General features: G+C 68.1%; 17 protein-coding genes. 14 read left to right on the top strand and 3 right to left on the bottom strand.

Features of this window, described 5'->3' with window-relative positions; translation table 11 throughout:
• The first annotated feature begins 108 nt into the window (after positions 1-108).
• The 11 genes from UC35_RS22410 to UC35_RS22360 all read left to right on the top strand — a co-directional run bounded on the left by UC35_RS22410 (position 109) and on the right by UC35_RS22360 (position 12566).
• Positions 109-2208 (top strand): 3-hydroxyacyl-CoA dehydrogenase NAD-binding domain-containing protein, encoded by a 2100-nt coding sequence (locus tag UC35_RS22410; protein WP_061503512.1) that lies wholly within the window; start codon positions 109-111, stop codon positions 2206-2208.
• A gap of 17 nt (positions 2209-2225) precedes the next feature.
• A complete protein-coding gene (locus UC35_RS22405; protein ID WP_061503511.1) occupies positions 2226-3401 on the top strand; it encodes an acetyl-CoA C-acyltransferase in 1176 nt (391 codons plus the stop codon).
• A gap of 103 nt (positions 3402-3504) precedes the next feature.
• Positions 3505-5355: an acyl-CoA dehydrogenase gene (locus tag UC35_RS22400; RefSeq protein ID WP_061503510.1), complete on the top strand. Its 1851-nt coding sequence runs from the start codon at positions 3505-3507 to the stop codon at positions 5353-5355.
• Entirely contained in the window at positions 5355-5555 is a 201-nt protein-coding gene (locus UC35_RS22395) for a hypothetical protein (RefSeq protein WP_061503509.1), read from the top strand. Before UC35_RS22400 ends, UC35_RS22395 begins: the two co-directional genes overlap by 1 nt.
• 140 nt (positions 5556-5695) lie before the next feature.
• The gene (locus UC35_RS22390; RefSeq protein WP_061503508.1) at positions 5696-6715 is read left to right on the top strand and encodes an NAD-dependent epimerase/dehydratase family protein; all 1020 of its coding nucleotides are present in this window, start codon (positions 5696-5698) and stop codon (positions 6713-6715) included.
• Positions 6716-7073: 358 nt separating this feature from the next.
• Positions 7074-7865, top strand: a complete 792-nt coding sequence (locus UC35_RS22385) for an SDR family oxidoreductase (RefSeq protein ID WP_061503507.1) — start codon at positions 7074-7076, stop codon at positions 7863-7865.
• Positions 7866-8294 (top strand): PaaI family thioesterase, encoded by a 429-nt coding sequence (locus UC35_RS22380; protein ID WP_061503506.1) that lies wholly within the window; start codon positions 7866-7868, stop codon positions 8292-8294.
• A 9-nt stretch (positions 8295-8303) separates the two neighbouring features.
• Complete coding sequence (locus tag UC35_RS22375; RefSeq protein ID WP_061503505.1) at positions 8304-9320, top strand: NADP-dependent oxidoreductase; 1017 nt, start codon at positions 8304-8306, stop codon at positions 9318-9320.
• A 74-nt stretch (positions 9321-9394) separates the two neighbouring features.
• Positions 9395-11038: an isovaleryl-CoA dehydrogenase gene (locus UC35_RS22370; RefSeq protein WP_061503504.1), complete on the top strand. Its 1644-nt coding sequence runs from the start codon at positions 9395-9397 to the stop codon at positions 11036-11038.
• Between the two features lie 26 nt (positions 11039-11064).
• The gene (locus UC35_RS22365; RefSeq protein WP_061503503.1) at positions 11065-12018 is read left to right on the top strand and encodes a glutathione S-transferase family protein; all 954 of its coding nucleotides are present in this window, start codon (positions 11065-11067) and stop codon (positions 12016-12018) included.
• 5 nt (positions 12019-12023) lie between these two features.
• Positions 12024-12566: a methylated-DNA--[protein]-cysteine S-methyltransferase gene (locus UC35_RS22360; protein WP_061503502.1), complete on the top strand. Its 543-nt coding sequence runs from the start codon at positions 12024-12026 to the stop codon at positions 12564-12566.
• Between the two features lie 31 nt (positions 12567-12597).
• Here UC35_RS22360 and UC35_RS22355 read toward each other — a convergent pair whose 3' ends face one another.
• Positions 12598-13134, bottom strand: coding sequence for a LapA family protein (locus UC35_RS22355; protein ID WP_061503501.1), 537 nt, complete (start codon positions 13132-13134; stop codon positions 12598-12600).
• Between the two features lie 101 nt (positions 13135-13235).
• Positions 13236-13961 carry a DUF1223 domain-containing protein gene (locus tag UC35_RS22350; protein WP_082793448.1) on the bottom strand — a complete coding sequence of 242 codons (726 nt, stop codon included), beginning with the start codon at positions 13959-13961 and terminating at the stop codon, positions 13236-13238.
• A gap of 207 nt (positions 13962-14168) precedes the next feature.
• On the opposite strand from UC35_RS22350, the gene UC35_RS22345 reads away from it, so the two are divergent.
• The 3 genes from UC35_RS22345 to UC35_RS22335 all read left to right on the top strand — a co-directional run bounded on the left by UC35_RS22345 (position 14169) and on the right by UC35_RS22335 (position 18184).
• Positions 14169-16499 (top strand): Tex family protein, encoded by a 2331-nt coding sequence (locus UC35_RS22345; protein ID WP_061503499.1) that lies wholly within the window; start codon positions 14169-14171, stop codon positions 16497-16499.
• Positions 16500-16503: 4 nt separating this feature from the next.
• A complete protein-coding gene (locus UC35_RS22340) occupies positions 16504-17583 on the top strand; it encodes a hypothetical protein (RefSeq protein WP_061503498.1) in 1080 nt (359 codons plus the stop codon).
• Positions 17584-17677: 94 nt separating this feature from the next.
• Positions 17678-18184 (top strand): hypothetical protein, encoded by a 507-nt coding sequence (locus UC35_RS22335; protein WP_061503497.1) that lies wholly within the window; start codon positions 17678-17680, stop codon positions 18182-18184.
• A 26-nt stretch (positions 18185-18210) separates the two neighbouring features.
• Here UC35_RS22335 and UC35_RS22330 read toward each other — a convergent pair whose 3' ends face one another.
• Positions 18211-19347 (bottom strand): iron-containing alcohol dehydrogenase, encoded by a 1137-nt coding sequence (locus UC35_RS22330; protein ID WP_061503496.1) that lies wholly within the window; start codon positions 19345-19347, stop codon positions 18211-18213.
• Between the last annotated feature and the right edge of the window lie 123 nt (positions 19348-19470).

Raw genomic sequence — 19470 nt, 5'->3', positions numbered from 1 at the left:
TCCCGCTGTCCCGGCAGGGACAGCGCCGCTGCGAATGCCGGGCCCGGCAGGACCTACAATCCACGTTTTGCGAACGACCGTTCTTTTTTTCCATCAGGAGTCTCCAGCATGTCCGCTGAATACAAGGTTCATGGCGACGTCGCCGTGATCACGATGAACAACCCGCCGGTCAACGGCCTCGGGTATGCGACGCGTGTGGCGATCGCGCAGGGCCTGGACAAGGCCAATGCGGATGCGGCCGTCAAGGCGATCGTGATCACCGGCGCGGGCAAGGCGTTCTCCGGCGGCGCCGACATCAAGGAGTTCGGCTCGCCCAAGGCGATCGCGGAGCCGAACCTGCTCTCCGTCATCTCCGCGGTGGAGAACTCGTCCAAGCCGGTGGTGGCGGCCTTGCATTCCGTCGTCATGGGCGGCGGCCTGGAACTGGCCCTGGGTTGCCACTACCGCGTCGGCGCCCCCGGCGCCAGCGTGGCGCTGCCCGAAGTGAAGCTGGGCCTGATTCCCGGCGCCGGCGGCACGCAGCGCCTGCCGCGCGTGCTGGGCGTGGAAGTCGCGTTGAACATGATCGTCAGCGGCGAGCCGGTCAAGAGCGAGATGCTGGCGCAGCTGCCGGGCCAGAAGCTGTTCGACAAGATGGCCGCTTCCGATGCGTCGCTGCTCGAGGAGGCCGTCGCCTATGCGCGCTCGGTGGCCGACGCCCGCCCGCTGCCCCTGGTGCGCAACCTGCCCTGCAAGCATCCGCAGGGTGACGCCTACTTCCAGTTCGCGCGCAACATGGTCAAGGGCATGGCCAAGAACTTTCCGGCGCCGGCCAAATGCGTGGACGCGGTGGAAGCCGCGACGAAGAAGAAGTTCGATGAGGGCATGAGCTTCGAGCGCGAGCTCTTCGCCAACCTCATGCTCACGCCGGAATCGCGCGCGCTGCGCCACCTGTTCATGGCCGAGCGCGCCGCGTCGAAGATTCCCGACGTGCCCGAGGACACGCCCAAGCGCGAGATCAAGAGCGTGGCCGTGATCGGCGCCGGCACCATGGGCGGCGGCATCTCCATGAACTTCCTGAACGCCGGCATCCCGGTGACCATCCTCGAGATGAAGCAGGACGCGCTGGACCGCGGCATCGGCATCATCCGCAAGAACTACGAATCCCAGGTCAAGAAGGGCAAGCTCAAGCAGGACAAGTACGACCAGCGCATGGGCCTGCTCAAGACCACGCTGGACTACAAGGAGCTCAAGGACGCCGACATGGTGATCGAGGCCGTGTTCGAGGAGATCGGCGTCAAGCAGAAGGTGTTCGAAGCGCTGGACGGGGTGATGAAGCCCGGCGCCATCCTGGCCTCCAACACCTCGACGCTGGACGTCAACAAGATCGCTTCATTCACCAAGCGGCCGCAGGACGTGGTGGGCCTGCACTTCTTCAGCCCGGCCAACGTCATGAAGCTGCTGGAAGTGGTGCGTGGCGAGAAGACCGCCAAGGACGTGATGGCGACGGTGATGACCGCCGCCAAGAAGATCAAGAAGACCGCGGTCGTCTCCGGCGTGTGCGACGGCTTCATCGGCAACCGCATGATCGAGCAGTACAGCCGCCAGGCCGGCTTCCTGCTGGACGAGGGCGCAACGCCGCAGCAGGTCGACAAGGCGATCGAGAAGTTCGGCTTCGCCATGGGCCCGTTCCGCATGGGTGACCTGGCCGGCAACGATATCGGCTGGGCGATCCGCAAGCGCCGCGCCACCGAGCGCGCCGAGATGAAGTACAGCAAGACCGCCGACAAGCTGTGCGAGCTGGGCCGCTTCGGCCAGAAGACCGGCGCCGGCTGGTACGACTACAAGGAAGGCAAGCGCGACGCGATTCCGTCCAAGCTGGTGGAGGACATGGTCTCCGAGCACCGCAAGTCCCTGGGCATCACGCCGCGCAAGATCTCCGACGAGGAGATCGTGCAACGCCTGGTGTTCTCGCTGGTCAACGAGGCCGCGCACATCCTCGAGGAAGGCATCGCCGCGCGCGCCAGCGACATCGACATGGTCTACATCACCGGCTACGGCTTCCCCATGCATCGCGGCGGCCCCATGCTGTATGCCGACCAGGTCGGCCTGTTCAACGTGGTCCAGGCCATGAAGCGCTTCCAGAAGAACCCGCGCGACGACGCCAAGTTCTGGGAACCGGCGCCCCTGCTGGCGCGCCTGGCGGCCGAAGGCAAGACGTTCAACTGAATCGAGAAGGAACTGAGATGACGAACGCAGTAATCGTTTCGACCGCCCGCACGCCGCTCACCAAGAGCTGGAAGGGCGCCTTCAACATGACCCACGGCGCCACGCTGGGCGGCCATGCCGTCAAGCACGCGCTGCAGCGCGCCGGCGTGCCGGGCGACGCGGTGGAAGACGTGCTCATGGGCTGCGCCAATCCCGAGGGCGCCACCGGGTCCAACATCGCGCGCCAGATCGCGCTGATGGCCGACCTGCCGGTGACCGTGTCGGGCGCCACCGTCAACCGCTTCTGCTCCTCCGGCCTGCAGACCATCGCCATGGCTTCGCAGCGCATCATCGCGGGCGAGGGCGAGGTCTACGTGGCGGGCGGCGTGGAAAGCATCTCCTGCGTGCAGCAGGAAATGAACATGCACATGCTGCGCGACCTCGACCTGGACAAGAAGAAGCCCGAGGTCTACTGGAGCATGCTGCAGACCGCCGAGCAGGTGGCCAAGCGCTACAACATCAGCAAGGATGCCCAGGACGAGTACGGCGCGGCCAGCCAGCAGAAGGCCTGTGCCGCCCAGGCGGCCGGCAGGTTCACCGACGAGATCGCGCCGATCACCGTCAAGGCCGGCGTCGCCGACGCGGTCATGGGCCTGATCACCAAGGAGGTGACCGTCAGCAAGGACGAGGGCCTGCGCGAAGGCACGACCAAGGAAGCCATCAGCGGCATCCGCCCGGCGCTGCCCGGCGGCGTGATCACCGCTGGCAACGCCAGCCAGTTTTCCGATGGCGCTGGCGCCTGTGTGGTCGTGAGCGAGGAGTACGCCAGCCGCAACAACCTCAAGCCGATCGGCCGCTTCCTGGGATTCGCCGTCGCCGGTTGCGAGCCCGATGAGATGGGCATCGGCCCGGTGTTCGCCGTGCCCAAGGTGCTCAAGCGCCTGGGCCTGAAGGTGAGCGACATCGACCTGTGGGAGCTGAACGAAGCCTTCGCGGTGCAAGTGCTGTACTGCCGTGACAAGCTGGGCATCCCGGCCGACCGCCTCAACGTGGACGGCGGCGCGATTGCCGTTGGCCACCCGTATGGCGTGTCCGGCCAGCGCCTGACCGGCCATGCGCTGATCGAGGGCAAGCGCCGCGGCGCGAAGCGGGTGGTGGTGACCATGTGCATCGGCGGCGGCATGGGTGCCGCCGGGGTGTTTGAAGTTCTCTAAAAGGCACTCACTCCAAAGGCAAGAGGGCGTAGGGGATCGCAGGGGCAAGCAATGCTGCTCTGCGGCCCCGGCGCCCTTCTTGCCTTTTTGATGAAGAAATCCAATGTCCCTTCGCCAAACCCTCGACTTCCTGCTGTACGACTGGCTGCACGCCGATCGCCTGAATGAGCGCACGCGCTTCGCCGAGCATTCGCGCGAGACCTTCGACGCGGTGTTCGACACCTGCGAGCGCATCGCGCGGGAGAGGTACGCGCCGTTCAATCGCCTGGTGGACACCGAAGAGCCGCGCTTCGATGGCGAGAGGGTGATCCTGCCGCGCGCGACGCACGAGGCCCACGAGGCCTACGTGGCCTCGGGCCTGCTGGGCGCGGCGCAGGACTACGAGGAGGGCGGCATGCAGCTGCCCTTCACCGTCGAAGCCGCCGCGGGGACCTTCTTCGCCACCGCCTCGGTCAGCATCGGCAGCGGCATGCTCACCAAGGGAAATGCCAACCTGCTGATGGTGCACGGCACCGAGGCGCAGAAGGCGGCGTTCGCCCGCCACGAATTCAGCGGGCGCTTCTCCGGCACCATGGCACTGTCGGAGCCGCAGGCCGGCTCCTCGCTGTCGGATGTGGCGACCCGGGCCACGCCCGACGGCGCGGACTTCGAAAGCGATGCGCTGGGCCCGCGCTACCGCCTGCGCGGCAACAAGATGTGGATCTCCGCCGGCGAGCATGAGCTGTCCGAGAACATCATCCACCTGGTGCTCGCCAAGATCCCCGGGCCCGACGGCAAGCTGGTGCCCGGCACCCGCGGCATCTCGCTGTTCATCGTGCCCAAGAAGCTGGTGGATGCCGAGGGCCAGCTGACCGGCGAGCGCAACGACGTGGCCCTGGCGGGCCTGAACCACAAGCTCGGCTGGCGCGGCACGACCAACACGCTGCTCAATTTCGGCGAAGGCAAGTACCCCGTGCGCGCTCAGCAGGGCGGCGGCCTGGACGGCCGCGGGGCCGGCGCCATCGGCTACTTGGTGGGCCGCCCCGGCGAGGGCCTGCGCTGCATGTTCCACATGATGAACGAGGCGCGCATCGGCATAGGCATGGCGGCGGCTTCGCTGGGCCTGGCGGGCTACTACGCCTCGCTCGACTACGCGAAGAACCGGCCGCAGGGCCGTCCTGTCGGTCCGGCGGGCAAGGACGCCGCGCGGCCGCAGGTGCGCATCATCGAGCACGCCGACATCAAGCGCATGCTGCTGGCGCAGAAGGCCTACTGCGAGGGCGCGCTGGCGCTGCTGCTGTATTGCGCGCAACTGGTGGACGAACAGCACACCGGCACCCCGGAGGCCGCCGACGAGGCGCGGCTGCTGCTGGAGGTGCTCACGCCGATCGCCAAGAGCTGGCCCAGCGAGGTCTGCCTCGAATCCAATTCGCTGGCGATCCAGATCCACGGCGGCTACGGCTACACGCGCGACTTCCCGGTCGAGCAGTACTGGCGCGACCAGCGACTGAACATGATCCACGAGGGCACACACGGCATCCAGGCGGCCGACCTGCTTGGGCGCAAGGTGCTGATGGAAGACGGGCGCGGGCTGGCGCTGCTCATGCAGCGCATCGACGCGACGATCGCGCGCGCGGCGCAGCGCGAGGACCTGGCCGAGCACGCCCAGGCGCTGGCCGCGGCCCTGCAGCAGGTGGTGGCGGCGACCCGCTCGGCCTGGGCCAGTGGCGATGCCCGCGAGGCGCTCGCCAATGCCGTGCCCTACATGCAGGCCTTCGGGCATGTGGTGATCGCGTGGACCTGGCTGGACGTGGCCTTGGCTGTGCCGCAGGGCGCGAAGGAGCCGGCGCAGGTGGGCCGCCTGGCCTGCGCGCGCTACTTCCAGCGCTATGAGTTGCCCAAGATCGGCGCCTGGCTGGGCGTGGTGGCCTCGCGCGATCCGACCTGTGCCGAGGTGCCGGAAGAGTCCTTCTGATGTCTGCCGCAGGCTGGATCGACCGGCTGGCCTGGGCCGCCATCTATGGTGGCCTGGTGGCGCTGATCCTCGGCATCGTGTCCGGCGAAGTCCATGTGATCGCCGGCTGGTCCCTCGGCGTGCTGGGCGCCTTGGCGGTGGCGGCCGGCGTGGTGCTCATCGTTGTGCGCTCCCGGCTGCGCGACGACGACCGGCCGTGAAAGGCACCGGCAACGGCTGTCACCTCCGGTTACCCGAGAGACGTTTCGACCCAAGGCCCGCGCGAGCGACTCGCTAGTCTGGGAAGCACAGGCCTGCGGTGTCATGGCGGCCCCTCCGGACCGCGCCAGCAGGTTGCACATTGAAGATCCTGATCACGGGTGCGGCCGGCTTCATCGGCATGCACGTCGCATCGCTCCTGCTCGCGCGCGGCGAGCAGGTGGTCGGCATTGACAACCTCAACGCGTACTACGATCCCTCGCTCAAGCTGGCCCGGCTGGCGCGCCTGCAGGCGCGGCAGGGCTTCCGGTTCTCGATGGCGGCCGTCGAAGACGCCGCGACGCTGTGCGCGCTGTTCGATCGCGAACTGCCGCAGCGCGTCATCCATCTGGCCGGCCAGGTCGGCATGCGGCAGTCGGCCGCCGACCCGCAGGGCAGCGCCCAGTCGAACCTGCAGGGCTTCGTCAACGTGCTCGAATGCTGCCGCCTGCACGAGGTCAGCCACCTCCTGTACGCCAGCAGTTCCAGCGTGTACGGCGCCAATGCCAACCTGCCTTTCAGCGAAGAGCAGATCGCCGACCATCCGATCAGCCTTCATGCGGCGACCAAGCGGGCCAACGAACTCATGGCCCATGCGTACAGCCACATGTTCGGGCTGCCGACGACGGGCGCGCGACTTTTCACGGTGTACGGCCCCTGGGGCCGCCCTGACATGGCCATGTTCCGCTTCATGCGCGCCATCCTGGAACGGCAGGCGCTGGAGCTCTACAACGAAGGCCGGATGGTGCGCGATTTCACCTATGTGGACGACGTCGCGGATGCGCTGGCCAGGCTGCTGGACAAGCCGGCCACGGCGTCCGCGCGCTTCGATCCAAGCTACCCGGACCCGACCGAAAGCGATGCGCCTTACCGCGTGTTCAATGTGGCCGGCGGGCACCCCGTACCCCTGCTGGAAGTCGTCCAGGCGCTGGAAGCGGCGCTGGACCGGCAAACTCGGCACCGGCTGCTGCCCATGCAGCCGGGGGACATGCCGGCGACGGCGGCGCGCTGCACGCGCCTGGCGGAGTGGATCGGCCCGATGCGCACGACGCCGCTGCGCGAGGGGATCGCGCGCTTCGTCGATTGGTACCTGGCCCACTACGCGGTCGCTGCGGCGGCGTAGGCGGGGTCCGTCTGTCCCAGAGGCGGCAGACGGCATGCCGCAATTTCGGCATGATCCGGTGTAGGGCTTGTTAACGCTATGGGAGGACTCGCGTGACCCAGGAAACGGGCGCCATCAAGGCGCAAAGCGCAGCCGGGGTGGGACCCCGGCGAGCATTTGCAACGCGGAGGGCGCCCGTTTCCTGGGTCACCCTTCGGGCCGGTGGCTGGCAGGCCGCATGGCGTCGTTACGGCCTCGTTGTGTGCACGAGCACACGGCCTTGGCCGCGCCTAGCCCTGCAGCCTGCCAGCCATCGGCGCGAGCCCTCCCATAGCGTTAACAGGCCCTACCTGCGTTCGCCATTTTTCGAAGGAACCGAATGACCCGCACCATTCCGCAACTGTTCGACCTCAAGGGCAAGACCGCGCTCGTCACCGGCGGCTCGCGCGGCCTCGGGCTGCAGATGGCCCACGCGCTGGGCGAGGCCGGCGCCCGCATCATGCTGACTTCGCGCAAGGCCGCCGACCTCGAGGAGGCCGCGGCCGAACTGCAGGGCGCCGGCATCGACGCCCGCTGGATCGCGGCCGACTGCGCGCAGGAAGACGAAATCCGCCGCCTGGCCGACGAGACGCTGCAGCGCATGGGCGACGTGAACATCCTGGTGAACAACGCCGGCGCCGCCTGGGGCGCGCCGGCCGAGGACCATCCGCTGGAGGCCTGGGACAAGCTGATGAACCTGAACGTGCGGGGCTACTTCGTCTTGTCGCAGGTCATCGCCAAGAAGAGCATGATCCCGCGCCAGTACGGCCGCATCATCAACATTGCCTCGATCGCAGGCCTGGGCGGCAACCCGCCGGAAATGCAGACGCTGGCCTACAACACCTCCAAGGGTGCGGTGATCAACTTCACGCGCGCCCTGGGCTGCGAATGGGGCCGCTACAACATCACGGTCAACGCGATTTGCCCGGGCTTCTTTCCGAGCAGGATGACGCGCGGCACGCTGGAGCGCCTGGGCGAAGACCAGCTGGCCGCCCATGCGCCGCTGCGGCGCCTGGGCGACGACGAGGACCTCAAGGGCACCACCGTGCTGTTCGCTTCCGACGCCGGCAAGCACATCACCGGGCAGTGGCTGGCGGTGGATGGCGGCGTGAGCGTGATCACGGGGGGCTGAGTGAAGTTCGGCGTCGACATCCCCTTCGTCAACCACCTGGGCTTCGACCTGGTGCAGTTCGAAGGCGGCCATTCCGAAATCGCCTATGAGCCCCGGCCGGAACACATGAACTCCTTCGCCGTGACGCATGGCGGCGCCTGCATGACCCTGCTGGATGTCACCATGGCCACCGCCGCGCGCAGCGTGCAGCAGGACATGGGCGTGGTCACCATCGAGATGAAGACCAGTTTCATGCAGCCGGCGCGCGGCCCGCTCAAGGGCAAGGGCCGCCTCATGCACCGCACCGCGACCATGGCCTTTACCGAGGCCACGATCTTCGACGCCGAAGGCCGGGCCTGCGCCCATTCCACCGGCACTTTCAAGTACGTCAAGCGCCTGCCCACGGGCGCCAAGAGCGCGAATGCGCTGAACGTGATCTCAACCGATTAGGAGCCCCTCATGCCCCAGAACAAGCAACTCCTGCTGGACAACCGGCCGCAAGGCGAAGCGACCGCCTCCAACTTCAAGCTGGTCACCAGCGAAACGCCGGCCTTGCAGGATGGGCAGGTGCTGGTGCGCCACCATTACCTCAGCCTCGATCCCTACATGCGCGGGCGCATGAATGACGCCAAGAGCTACGCCGCGCCCCAGCCGCTGGGCCAGGTGATGCAGGGCGGGACCGTGGGCGAGGTGGTGGAGAGCCGCTCGGCCAAGTACCAGCCCGGCGACAAGGTGGTGGGATTTGGCGGCTGGCAGGAGTGGAGCGTGGTCAACGTCGAGCAGCCGGGCGCCCTGCGCAAGGTCGACACCACGCACGTGCCGCTGTCGCACTACCTGGGCGCGGTGGGCATGCCCGGGGTCACGGCCTGGTACGGACTGGTCAAGATCCTCGAGCCCAAGGCCGGGCAGACGCTGGCGGTCAGCGCCGCGTCCGGCGCGGTAGGCAGCGCCTTCGGCGCGCTGGCCAAGGCACGCGGCTGCCGCGTGGTGGGCATCGCGGGCGGCGCCGACAAGTGCAAGTACGTGACCGACGAGCTCGGCTTCGACGCCTGCATCGACTACAAGCAGCATGGCGACATCAAGTCGATGTCGGGCGCGCTCAAGCAGGCCTGCCCCGATGGCATCGACGGCTACTTCGAGAACGTCGGCGGCCTGGTGCTGGACGCCGTGATGCTGCGCATGAACGCGTTTTCGCGCATCGCGCTGTGCGGCATGATCGCCGGCTACGACGGCCAGCCGGTGCCCATGTCCTACCCGCAGATGCTGCTGACCAACCGCATGCGGCTGCAAGGCTTCATCGTCAGCGAGCACATGGAAATCTGGCCCGAGGCGCTCAAGGAACTGGGCCAGCTGGTGGGCAGCGGCAAGCTGCGGCCGCGCGAGTCGATCGCGCAGGGCATCGAGTCGGCACCCGACGCTTTCCTGGGCCTGCTCAAGGGTCGCAATTTCGGCAAGCAACTGGTAAAACTGATCTAGGGCAAAGCTAGGCAAAGTTTTCACCGTCCTGGAGTCGCGACACTGCGGCAGGGTCCTGTCCCGAGGAGGCATCCATGTCCCATTCGACGCATGAGGTCTTCAACCAGCCGCAGCCGCTCGCCGGCTACAACCTGTTCACCGGCAACCGGGCGCTGCAGGACGCGCTGAAGTTCAACGCCCCGCGGCTCGATGCCGCACCGCTGGAGCGGCTCGGCGCGCTGCTGGGCACGCCGGAGATGCAGTCGCACGCGCGGCTGGCCAACGTGTTCACGCCGCAGCTGCGAAGCCACGACCGCTTCGGGCACCGCGTCGACGAGGTGGAGTTCCATCCGAGCTACCACGCGCTGATGTCGGCCGCCGTGGGCGCCGGGCTGCACGGCACCCCGTGGGCCGAGGCCACGCCCTCACCCCATGTGATGCGGGCGGCGGGCTTCATGCTGTTCACCGAGCTCGAGCCCTCGATCCTGTGCCCGATCTCGATGACCTACGCGGTCACGCCCTCGCTGCGCGCCAACCCGGCGATCTACGCCGATTGGGCACCCAAGCTCACCAGCCGTGGCTATGACCCCAGGCTCGCGCGCTGGAGTGACAAGCCCGGCGCCACCATGGGCATGGGCATGACCGAGAAGCAGGGCGGATCGGACGTGCGGGCGAACACGACCCGGGCCGAGTCCGACGGCAGCGATGCCTGGGGCAAGCGCTTCCGCATAACCGGCCACAAGTGGTTCTTCTCGGCGCCCATGTGCGACGCCTTTTTGGTGCTGGCGCAGGCGCCGGGCGGCCTGAGCTGCTTCTTCCTGCCTCGGGTCCTGCCCGACGGCTCGCTCAATGCGATCCGCATCCAGCGCCTCAAGGACAAGCTGGGCAACAAGGCCAACGCCAGTTCCGAAGTCGAATTCGACCAGGCCACGGCCTGGCTGGTGGGCGAGGAAGGCCGCGGTGTGCCGCAGATCCTCGAGATGGGCACGATGACGCGGCTGGACTGCGCGCTCGGCACCAGCGCCCTGATGCGGCAGGCACTTTCGATCGCGCTGGACCATACCGCCCAGCGCGAGGCCTTCGGCAAGAAATTGATCGAACAGCCGCTGATGCGCAACGTGCTGGCCGACCTGGCGCTGGAGTCCGAGGCCGCCACGGCCCTGGCGATGCGGCTGGCCCGGGCCTTCGACCGGCGCGACGAGCCGCATGAAGCGGCCATGGCGCGCCTGCTGACGCCGATCGCCAAGTTCTGGATCTGCAAGCGCGGCAGCCACTTCGTCCAGGAGGCCATGGAGTGCCTCGGAGGCAACGGCTACGTGGAGGAGGGCGGCCAGGGCGTGATGGCGCGCATCTACCGCGAGATGCCCTTGAACTCGATCTGGGAAGGCGCCGGCAACATCATGGCGCTGGACCTGCTGCGCGCGCTGCGCAAGGGCGACAGCGCGGCCGCCTTCGCGCACGAGCTGGCTCCGGCCAAGGGTGCGCATCCGGCACTCGACCGGATGGCGGTCGCCTTGCCGCAGCGCGTGGAGGAGATGGCGACGGAAATCGAGGGACGCCGGCTGGCCCAGGACGTGGCACTTTCGGTGCAGGCCGCGCTGCTCTACCAGACCGCGCCTTCCGCCGTGTTTTCGGCCTTCTGCGAATCGCGCCTGGGCGGCACCTGGGGCCACGCATTCGGCACCTTGCCCGCCGGCACCGACTTCGACGCGATCATCGAGCGCGCCATGCCCCGTTAACCCGAAGAGGCCTCGCCAGGAACGCCATGCCCGACCTGATCCTGCACCATTACCCGAGCTCGCCTTTCTCCGAGAAGATGCGCCTCGCGCTGGGCTACAAGAAGCTGCCGTGGCGCTCGGTCGAGATCCCGCACATCATGCCCAAGCCCGACCTGGTCGCGCTGACAGGCGGCTACCGCCGCGCGCCGGTGCTGCAGGTGGGGGCCGACGTGTATTGCGACACGGCGCTCATATGCGACGTGCTGGAGCATGTGCAGCCCGAGCCTGCGCTGTATCCGCCGCACTTGAAGGGTGTTTCGCGCATCTTCGCCCAGTGGGCCGATACCCAGCTGTTCTGGGCCGCGATGGGGTACAACCTGCAGCCCAAGGGCGCGGCCCACCTCTTCGCCAAGGCACCGCCGGAAGCGGCCAAGGCCTTCGCCGAGGACCGCAAGGCCATGTCGTCGAACATGGTGCGGCTGCGTCCGGGTGACGCCACCAGCGCCTACCGGTCCTACCTGCGCCGCATCGCCCACATGGTCGAGGAACACGAGTTCCTTTTCGGGATGGACCCCTGCATCGCGGATTTCGCGGCCTACCACGGGCTCTGGTACACGCGCAACCGCGTGCCGCTCCTGGCCGACATCCTGAACACGACGCCCGCGGTCAACGAGTGGATGGACCGCATGGAAGCGATCGGCCATGGCACCAAGGAGCCTTTCAGCGCGGCCGATGCGATCCAGGTTGCGATCCAGGCCGAGCCCCTGCCGGCCGGCGAGAACCTGCTGGTGGACAGCACCTTCCAGGACGACCATGCGATCCCGCTGGGGACCCGGGTGAGCGTGACGGCCGAATCGTTCGGCCCCGAGCCGACCGAGGGCGTGCTGCGGGCGGCGACGCGCACCCACTACACGCTGGAGCGCGAAGACGCGCGCATGGGCAAGCTGCACGTGCACTTCCCGCGCATCGGCTACGTGTTGCGAAAGCTTGAAGGAGCCTGAAATCCATGCGTGCCGCCGGCCTGTGCACCTTCGACACGCCGATCGGCAGCTGCGGCATCGCCTGGAGCGAGGACGCCATCGTCAGCGTGCAGCTGCCCGACGTCGATCCGGCGGCGACGCTGGTGCGCCTGCGGCGACGCCATCCGGGCTTCGACACCGCCGCCGCGCCCGGCTGGGTGCAGGCCATCATCGCGCGCATCCAGGCGCTACTGGCGGGCGGGCGCGACGACCTGGCCGACGTGCCGCTGGACATGCGCGGCGAGCCGGAATTCAACCAGCGCGTCTACGCGATCGCGCGGGCGATTCCGCCGGGCCGGACCCTGACCTACGGTGAAGTCGCGCAGCGCATCGGCGAGCCCGGCGCCGCGCGGGCGGTCGGCCAGGCCTTGGGCCACAACCCCTTCGCGCCGGTGGTGCCATGCCACCGGGTGCTGGCCGCGGGCAATGCCGGCGGCGGCTTCTCGGCCACTGGCGGCGTGGCCACGAAACTGCGGATGCTGCAGATCGAGCGCGCCCAGATCGGCGACGAGCCGGGACTGTTCGACTGAGTCCGTTGAATACTGGTCCGTTGAATACTGGCTAGACGCGCAGGCGTCCGCGCGCAGTCGGATCGGCGGCCGATCCCGGCTCGGTGCCCGGCGGCAGTTCCTTCGCCGGCAGGCGCGCCTCGAGATCCGTCAAGCGCCCGGCGACCAGGTGCTGCAGCTGCTCGATCTGGGTCTTCAGCTCACGCTGGCCCTGCATCAGCGTCCGCTCGAATTCGGGGGAGGCGATGGCATCGCGCTGGCGCGATTCCCGCAATTGCGTATCGAAGTGTTGCCGCAAGTCGGTGAAACGCGAAGCCTCGGCCTTTTCGGCCAGGTCGCGCTGCTCCTGCAAGGCGCGCGTGTGGCGCCGGTGTTCCAGCAGGTAGCGCGATTCCTGGATGGCGCTGCTGACGAAGAAAACCGCCAGCACCAGCCCCGCGAACGCGAACATGAGCACACCCAGCGGCCAGGTCACGGAAAACACCCCGAAGCTGAGCGGGGTCGGCCGCCTGAACTCGGGCCAGTTGAGGGCGGCAAAGCCGACCAGCACGAGCAGGGCCAGCACGATGAAGAAGAGGCGTGCACGCATGATCCGTCTCCTGCGGGACGACTTCCAAATTCTTGAGACGGCACCGGCCGGAAGGTGTCAGCGAAGGCCGCGTCCGGCTGTGGGCGCCAGCGGCAACTCCCTCAGGTGCCGCACTGCAGGCTCAGCGCCTGCAATGTCTTCCCGCTTCGTGGTTCGAAAACCACCAGGTTCACCTGCATCGGATGTCCCGCGCTTGCGGCGACGGTGTGCACCGTGAGCCTCTGCGTGCCCTGGTACTGCCCGGCCGGCACGTACTGGCGCACGACGAAATCGTGTTTCAACAGTTCGCCCGAATTCTCCCCGGCGCGCACCTTGCTGCTGTGCCCGTGCTCCGTCACGGTCCAATAGGCCGCCCAGGATGCCCCCGCGGTCGCCGGCTTTACGTCCGCTTCCACCGTGTCAGGCGTCGCGCGTGCGAGCCGGATCGAGGCGCCGGCGGGTTCGGGCGCTCCTTCCATCGCGCGCCCGAAGTCGGTCCAATCCCGCCCGTCGCGCACCAGCTGCGGTGTGTAGACGCCTCGCGCGCCGTTGCGCGCGGCGACTTCCCGCTGGCGTGCGGTATGCGCCGGGCTTGCGAATCGGTCGACCCAGCCGATGTAATCCCAGTAGCCGACGTGGAAGGCCTGTGCCACCACCCGCCCTTCCGCCGCTGCCGTTTTCAGCCCCGACAACCAGCGGTCAGCCGGGGGACACGAACTACAGCCCTCGGACGTGTAGAGCTCGAGCACCGGCACGCGGTTCTGGGCGGACTGCGCCTGGCAGGCCGCTGCCGGAAGCGAAGCCGCGCATGCGCTTGCGAGCAGGATGGAACGGGCGATCGGGGACATGTCGAACTCCTGGCGACACCGGTGCGGAGGGATCGTCCGCCAGAATACTTAGCGGTGCGTGAGTCGCGCGCACAAAATCGGCCACGCGACTCATCCGTGCGGTCTTTCATGCCCGGCATCCGTCTTCGCCCGGACCGGCGTCGGCTGGATCACTGCCTGTGGCAAACTCGCGCGTCCGAGGGCGCCGACCCCAGCAGTTTGAGTCAGATGCAGAAGATCCTCCGGCAGATCGCCGCCGAACTCCGAGTCCAGGAAAACCAGGTCCGCACCGCGGTGGACCTTCTGGACGGCGGTGCCACCGTCCCCTTCATCGCCCGTTACCGCAAGGAAGCCACCGGCGGGCTCGACGACATCCATCTGCGCGAGCTGGAAGCGCGACTTTCGTACCTGCGCGAGCTCGAGGAGCGGCGCGAAGCGGTACTCAAGAGCATCGAGGAGCAGGGCAAGCTCACGCCGGAATTGCGCGCCGCGATCGAGGCGGCGCCGACCAAGCAGGAGCTCGAGGACCTGTACCTGCCGTACAAGCCGAAACGGCGCACCAAGGGCCAGATCGCGCGCGAAGCCGGCCTGGAGCCACTGGCCGATCGCCTTTTCGCCGACCCGTCGCTGAATCCCGTGGACGAAGCCGTCGCTTTCGTCAAGAAGGAAAAGGGCGAGGGCGGGGAAGACTTCACGACCGTGCCGGCCGTGCTCGACGGCGTGCGTGACATTTTGTCGGAGCGCTGGGCGGAAGATGCGGCGCTGGTGCAGTCATTGCGCCAGTGGCTATGGGACGAGGGCCTGTTCAAGTCCAAGCTGGCCACGGGCAAGGACGAGAACCACCCCGACGTCGCCAAGTTCCGCGACTACTTCGACTTCGACGAGCCGCTCGGCCGGGTGCCCTCGCACCGCGCGCTGGCGGTGTTCCGCGGGCGCCAGCTGGAAATCCTCGACGCCAAGCTGGCGCTGCCGGTCGAGCCCGAGCCGGGCAAGCCCTCGATCGCCGAAGGCAAGATCGCGCTGCACCTGGGCTGGAGCCACCAGGCGCGGCCGGCCGACGACCTGATCCGCAAGTGCGTGGCCTGGACCTGGCGCGTCAAGCTGTCGCTGTCGACCGAGCGAGACCTGTTCGCGCGGCTGCGCGAAGACGCCGAGAAGGTCGCGATCAAGGTGTTCGCCGACAACCTGCGCGACCTGCTGCTGGCCGCGCCGGCGGGGCCGCGCGCGGTGATGGGCCTGGACCCCGGCATCCGCACCGGCGTGAAGGTGGCGGTGGTGGATGCCACCGGCAAGCTGGTCGACACGGCGACCGTCTACCCGCACGAGCCGCGCCGCGACTGGGAAGGCTCGCTGCACCAGCTGACGCTGCTGTGCCGCAAGCACGACGTGTCGCTGATCGCCATCGGCAACGGCACCGCCAGCCGCGAAACCGACAAGCTGGCTGCCGACCTGATGAAGCGCCTGGCCGCCGAGAAGCCCAACCTGCAACGCATCGTGGTCAGCGAGGCCGGTGCCTCGGTGTACTCAGCCAGCGAATTCGCTTCGCAGGAGATGCCGGATGTGGACGTGAGCCTGCGCGGGGCCGCCAGCATCGCGCGGCGCCTGCAGGATCCGCTGGCCGAACTGGTCAAGATCGATCCCAAGTCCATCGGCGTCGGCCAGTACCAGCACGACGTCAACCAGAGCGAGCTGGCCCGTGCGCTCGATGCGGTGGTCGAGGACTGCGTGAACTCGGTCGGCGTCGACCTCAACACGGCCAGCGTTCCGCTGCTGTCGCGCGTGTCGGGCCTGTCCGCCAGCGTGGCCAAGGCCGTGGTGCGCTGGCGCGAGTCGCACGGCGCGTTTCGCAACCGACAGCAGCTGCTGGAAGTCAGCGGCCTGGGCGCCAAGACCTTCGAGCAGAGCGCGGGGTTCCTGCGCATCCGCGGCGGCGACAACCCGCTGGACATGACGGGCGTCCACCCGGAAACCTATCCGGTGGTCGAGAAAATGCTGACCGCCGCCGCCAAGCCGGTCGCCGAACTGATGGGCCGGGCCGAGATGCTCAAGACCCTCAAGCCCGAGCTGTTCGCCAACGAGAAGTTCGGCGTGATCACGGTGAAGGACATCCTGGGCGAGCTGGAGAAGCCCGGCCGCGACCCACGTCCCGACTTCAAGGTGGCGCGATTCAACGAGGGCGTGGAAGACATCGCCGACCTGCGCGAAGGCATGGTGCTCGAAGGCACGGTGAGCAACGTCGCCGCTTTCGGGGCCTTCGTCGACCTGGGGGTGCACCAGGACGGCCTGGTGCACGTCAGCCAGCTGGCGCACAAGTTCGTCAATGACGCGCGCGAGATCGTCAAGACCGGGGACATCGTCAAGGTCAAGGTGCTCGAGGTAGACGCCGCACGCAAGCGCATCTCGCTGACCATGAAGCTGGGCGAGGCGCCGGGCCGCCGCGATGGCGGACGCGAGAACCGCTACGAGGGCGCAGGCCGCGGCCAGCGCGCGCCGCAGAGTGCCCCGCTCAACACGGCGATGGCCGGGGCCTTCGCCAAGCTGCAGGGCCAGCGCAAATAGGGATATGGGCAGGCCCGCGCTCCGCATCTATGCCGGCCCACGCGCGCTGGCGCATGTGGCGGGGAACGGCCTGCGGCCGGGCGACGTGGGCATCGTGCCCGGCGCGGCTGGGGGTCCCAAGGGCCTGGTGCTGGGGCCGCTGGACCGCTTCGTCTTCGGCGAGTGGCTGGCGCAGTCCAGCCAGCCGGTCGACCTGGTCGGCGCCTCGATCGGTGCCTGGCGCATGGCCACCGCCTGCCTGCACGATCCGGTCGCCGCCTTTGCCCGGCTGGAGCGCGACTACATCACGCAGGACTACGAGCTGGAGCCGGGACGCAAGACGCCGACTGCCGCGCACGTCAGCGAGCGCTTTTCACTGAACCTGGCGTCGTTCTACGGCGGGCGCGTGCAGGAGGTGCTGCGGCACCCGCGCTACCGCCTGCACATCGTGACCTCGCGCGGGCGCCACATGCTGCGGCGCGAGCACCGGCTTGCCACGCCCCTGGGCTACCTTGGCGCCTTCGTTGCCAACAGCATGCACCGGCGCGCGATGAGCGCCTGGCTGGAGCGGGTGGTGTTCTCGACGGCCGAGGCCTTGCCCTTCACCGCCAACGACTACCGCACGCGGCAGGTGGCGCTGACCGAGGCGAACTTCCATCCTGCCCTGCAGGCGAGCTGCTCGATCCCTTTCGTGCTGAACGCCATCCACAACATCCCCGGCGCGCCGGCAGGCGCGTACTGGGACGGCGGCATCACCGACTACCACCTGCACCTGAACTACAACGCGGCAGGCCAGGGGCCGCTGGTGCTGTACCCGCACTTCCAGAAAGCCATCGTGCCCGGCTGGCTGGACAAGTCCCTCAAGTGGCGCCACGGCGCGACGCACTTCCTGGACAACACGCTGGTCCTGGCGCCGGACCCGGACTGGGTCAGGACCCTGCCGAACGGCAAGCTGCCGGACCGCACCGACTTCGCGCACTATGGCACCGACCTGAAATCACGCGTGGCGGTGTGGAGTGCCGCCGTGGCGGCCAGCGCGCAGTTGGCCGATGAATTCCGCGCATGGCTGGAGCAGCCGGACTTGGACCGCGTCGAGGCGCTGTAGACCTCTCGCAAGCGCGCCGCAATGCGCCGATTGAGCTGGGCGTGTAACCAATTGTGGACGGCGGGTCGTCGCGAAGCTATAGTGCCGCCCCAACATGAAGAAACTACTCCTGCTGCTGCTCGTTGTCGGCGCCGCCGTTTATTCCTGGCGCTCGCGCCAAGAAGCCCGGGAACTGGACGCGAAGCATCCCGTCGTCATCTCGAACCCGGTGTACGCCGAGGTCCGTGTCACCATGAACGCGGGCAGCAGGTCCATCGAAGGGGTCGTGCTGGCCAAGACGGTCGACCAGGCGGACTGTGAGCAGTTTTCCCAGCAACTGGTCGGAAAGCTGTCGGGCAATCAGGGAGGGGCTCCAAGCCTGCAACTGCAGTCACGCGAATGCAAGGCGGCATTGACTCCTCGCAATGCCAGGCTGTTCGACAACGAGCCGACCTTCGTCACTTACGTGAGCGCCGCCCGGGGCGAGCGGACTGAAAGGGAAATCCGGTGGATCTATTGGGGGGTCACGGCGGATGAAAGTGATCGCACTTGTGGCATCGTGCCCCACCTGCAGAAAGGGTGGAAGGGCACCGTCAGCTGCATTCGCGCGGCCCGGACCTAGCAGCAGGCAGCGCCTCCATCCAAGGGCTACATCGACGCGTCCAGCATCTCCCGGTAGTCCTCGCGCGAAGCGATGCGCGGATTGGTCTTGTGGCAGTGGTCGGCCAGGGCGTTGTCGATGATCTTGTCGAACCAGTCGCGCTGAACGCCCATCGCGGCCAGGCCCTTGGGCAGGCCCAGGCGCGCGTTCATCTCCTTGATGCCGTCGGGAATCGCCTCGGCCGAGGGCAGGCCCATGGCGCGGGCCATTCGCTCCAGGCGCCGGTCCTTGCGCACCGACTCGGCCTGCGCGTTGAAGCGCACCACGGCCGGCAGGAACATGGCGTTGAGCGTGCCATGGTGCAGGCGCGGGTCGATGCCGCCCAGGCTGTGGCTGAGGGAGTGCACGCAGCCCAGCCCTTTCTGGAACGCCATCGCCCCCTGCATGGATGCGCTCATCAGGTTCAGGCGGGCCTCGCGGTCGCTGCCGTTGCGGGTGGCGCGTTCGATGTGCGACCAGCCGCGCTCCAGGCCGTCCAGGCCGATGCCGTCGGCCGGCGGATTGAAGGCAGCCGACATGAAGGTCTCCATGCAGTGCGCGATCGCGTCCATGCCGGTGGCGGCCGTGAGCATGGGCGGCAGGCCCAGGGTGAGATCCGGGTCGCAGATGGCGGCCTTGGGCACGATGTTCCAGGAGTGGAAGCCCAGCTTGCGGTGGTCGTCCACGATGATGATGGCGCCGCGCGCGACCTCGCTGCCGGTGCCGCTGGTCGTGGGCACCGCGATCAGCGGCGCGGCTTTGTCGGTGATGCGCGGCGAACCGCCTTCGATCGTCGCGTAATGCGTCAGCGGCCCCTCGTGGGTGGCCGCGATCGCCACCCCCTTGGCACAGTCGATGGCCGAGCCGCCGCCCACCGCGATCAGGCCGTCGCACCGGCCAGTGCGATAGGCCTGCACCGCTGCGCGCACGGCCGCTTCGGTCGGGTTCGAGGGGGTCTGGTCGAACACGGCAACGGTCAGGCCGGGCAGGGCGTCCAGCGCCTTCTGCAGCACGCCCGCGGCCTTCACGCCCGGATCGGTCACCACCAGCGGCCGCGTGATGCCGATGCGCTCGCACTCCTGCTTGAGCAGCTGGACGGCGCCGAAATCGAACTGGATCTGCGTGACGTAGTAGATGAAGGCCATGGCGACGGCAGGTTGAGAGGGAGAACCTGACTGTAGCGCGATCCCCTGTGTCGGGTATCGCCGGCGCGACGCAAGGTAGGATGCTTCGCCTGCCGTACCGCGCGATCGCCTTGACCCATCTTC

This window comes from Ramlibacter tataouinensis, assembly GCF_001580455.1.
Lineage (GTDB): Bacteria > Pseudomonadota > Gammaproteobacteria > Burkholderiales > Burkholderiaceae_C > Ramlibacter > Ramlibacter tataouinensis_B.
The sequence above is the reverse complement of the archived record's forward strand: the minus strand, read 5'-3'. Positions and strand labels throughout refer to the sequence as shown.

Excerpts from the sequence above, each read along its gene's own strand:
- UC35_RS22410 (WP_061503512.1), top strand. The coding sequence starts at position 109 with ATGTCCGCTGAATACAAGGTTCATGGCGACGTCGCCGTGATCACGATG.
- UC35_RS22405 (WP_061503511.1), top strand. The coding sequence starts at position 2,226 with ATGACGAACGCAGTAATCGTTTCGACCGCCCGCACGCCGCTCACCAAG.
- UC35_RS22400 (WP_061503510.1), top strand. The coding sequence starts at position 3,505 with ATGTCCCTTCGCCAAACCCTCGACTTCCTGCTGTACGACTGGCTGCAC.
- UC35_RS22395 (WP_061503509.1), top strand. The coding sequence starts at position 5,355 with ATGTCTGCCGCAGGCTGGATCGACCGGCTGGCCTGGGCCGCCATCTAT.
- UC35_RS22385 (WP_061503507.1), top strand. The coding sequence starts at position 7,074 with ATGACCCGCACCATTCCGCAACTGTTCGACCTCAAGGGCAAGACCGCG.
- UC35_RS22375 (WP_061503505.1), top strand. The coding sequence starts at position 8,304 with ATGCCCCAGAACAAGCAACTCCTGCTGGACAACCGGCCGCAAGGCGAA.
- UC35_RS22370 (WP_061503504.1), top strand. The coding sequence starts at position 9,395 with ATGTCCCATTCGACGCATGAGGTCTTCAACCAGCCGCAGCCGCTCGCC.
- UC35_RS22365 (WP_061503503.1), top strand. The coding sequence starts at position 11,065 with ATGCCCGACCTGATCCTGCACCATTACCCGAGCTCGCCTTTCTCCGAG.
- UC35_RS22360 (WP_061503502.1), top strand. The coding sequence starts at position 12,024 with ATGCGTGCCGCCGGCCTGTGCACCTTCGACACGCCGATCGGCAGCTGC.
- UC35_RS22355 (WP_061503501.1), bottom strand. The coding sequence starts at position 13,134 with ATGCGTGCACGCCTCTTCTTCATCGTGCTGGCCCTGCTCGTGCTGGTC.
- UC35_RS22350 (WP_082793448.1), bottom strand. The coding sequence starts at position 13,961 with ATGTCCCCGATCGCCCGTTCCATCCTGCTCGCAAGCGCATGCGCGGCT.
- UC35_RS22345 (WP_061503499.1), top strand. The coding sequence starts at position 14,169 with ATGCAGAAGATCCTCCGGCAGATCGCCGCCGAACTCCGAGTCCAGGAA.
- UC35_RS22340 (WP_061503498.1), top strand. The coding sequence starts at position 16,504 with ATGGGCAGGCCCGCGCTCCGCATCTATGCCGGCCCACGCGCGCTGGCG.
- UC35_RS22335 (WP_061503497.1), top strand. The coding sequence starts at position 17,678 with ATGAAGAAACTACTCCTGCTGCTGCTCGTTGTCGGCGCCGCCGTTTAT.
- UC35_RS22330 (WP_061503496.1), bottom strand. The coding sequence starts at position 19,347 with ATGGCCTTCATCTACTACGTCACGCAGATCCAGTTCGATTTCGGCGCC.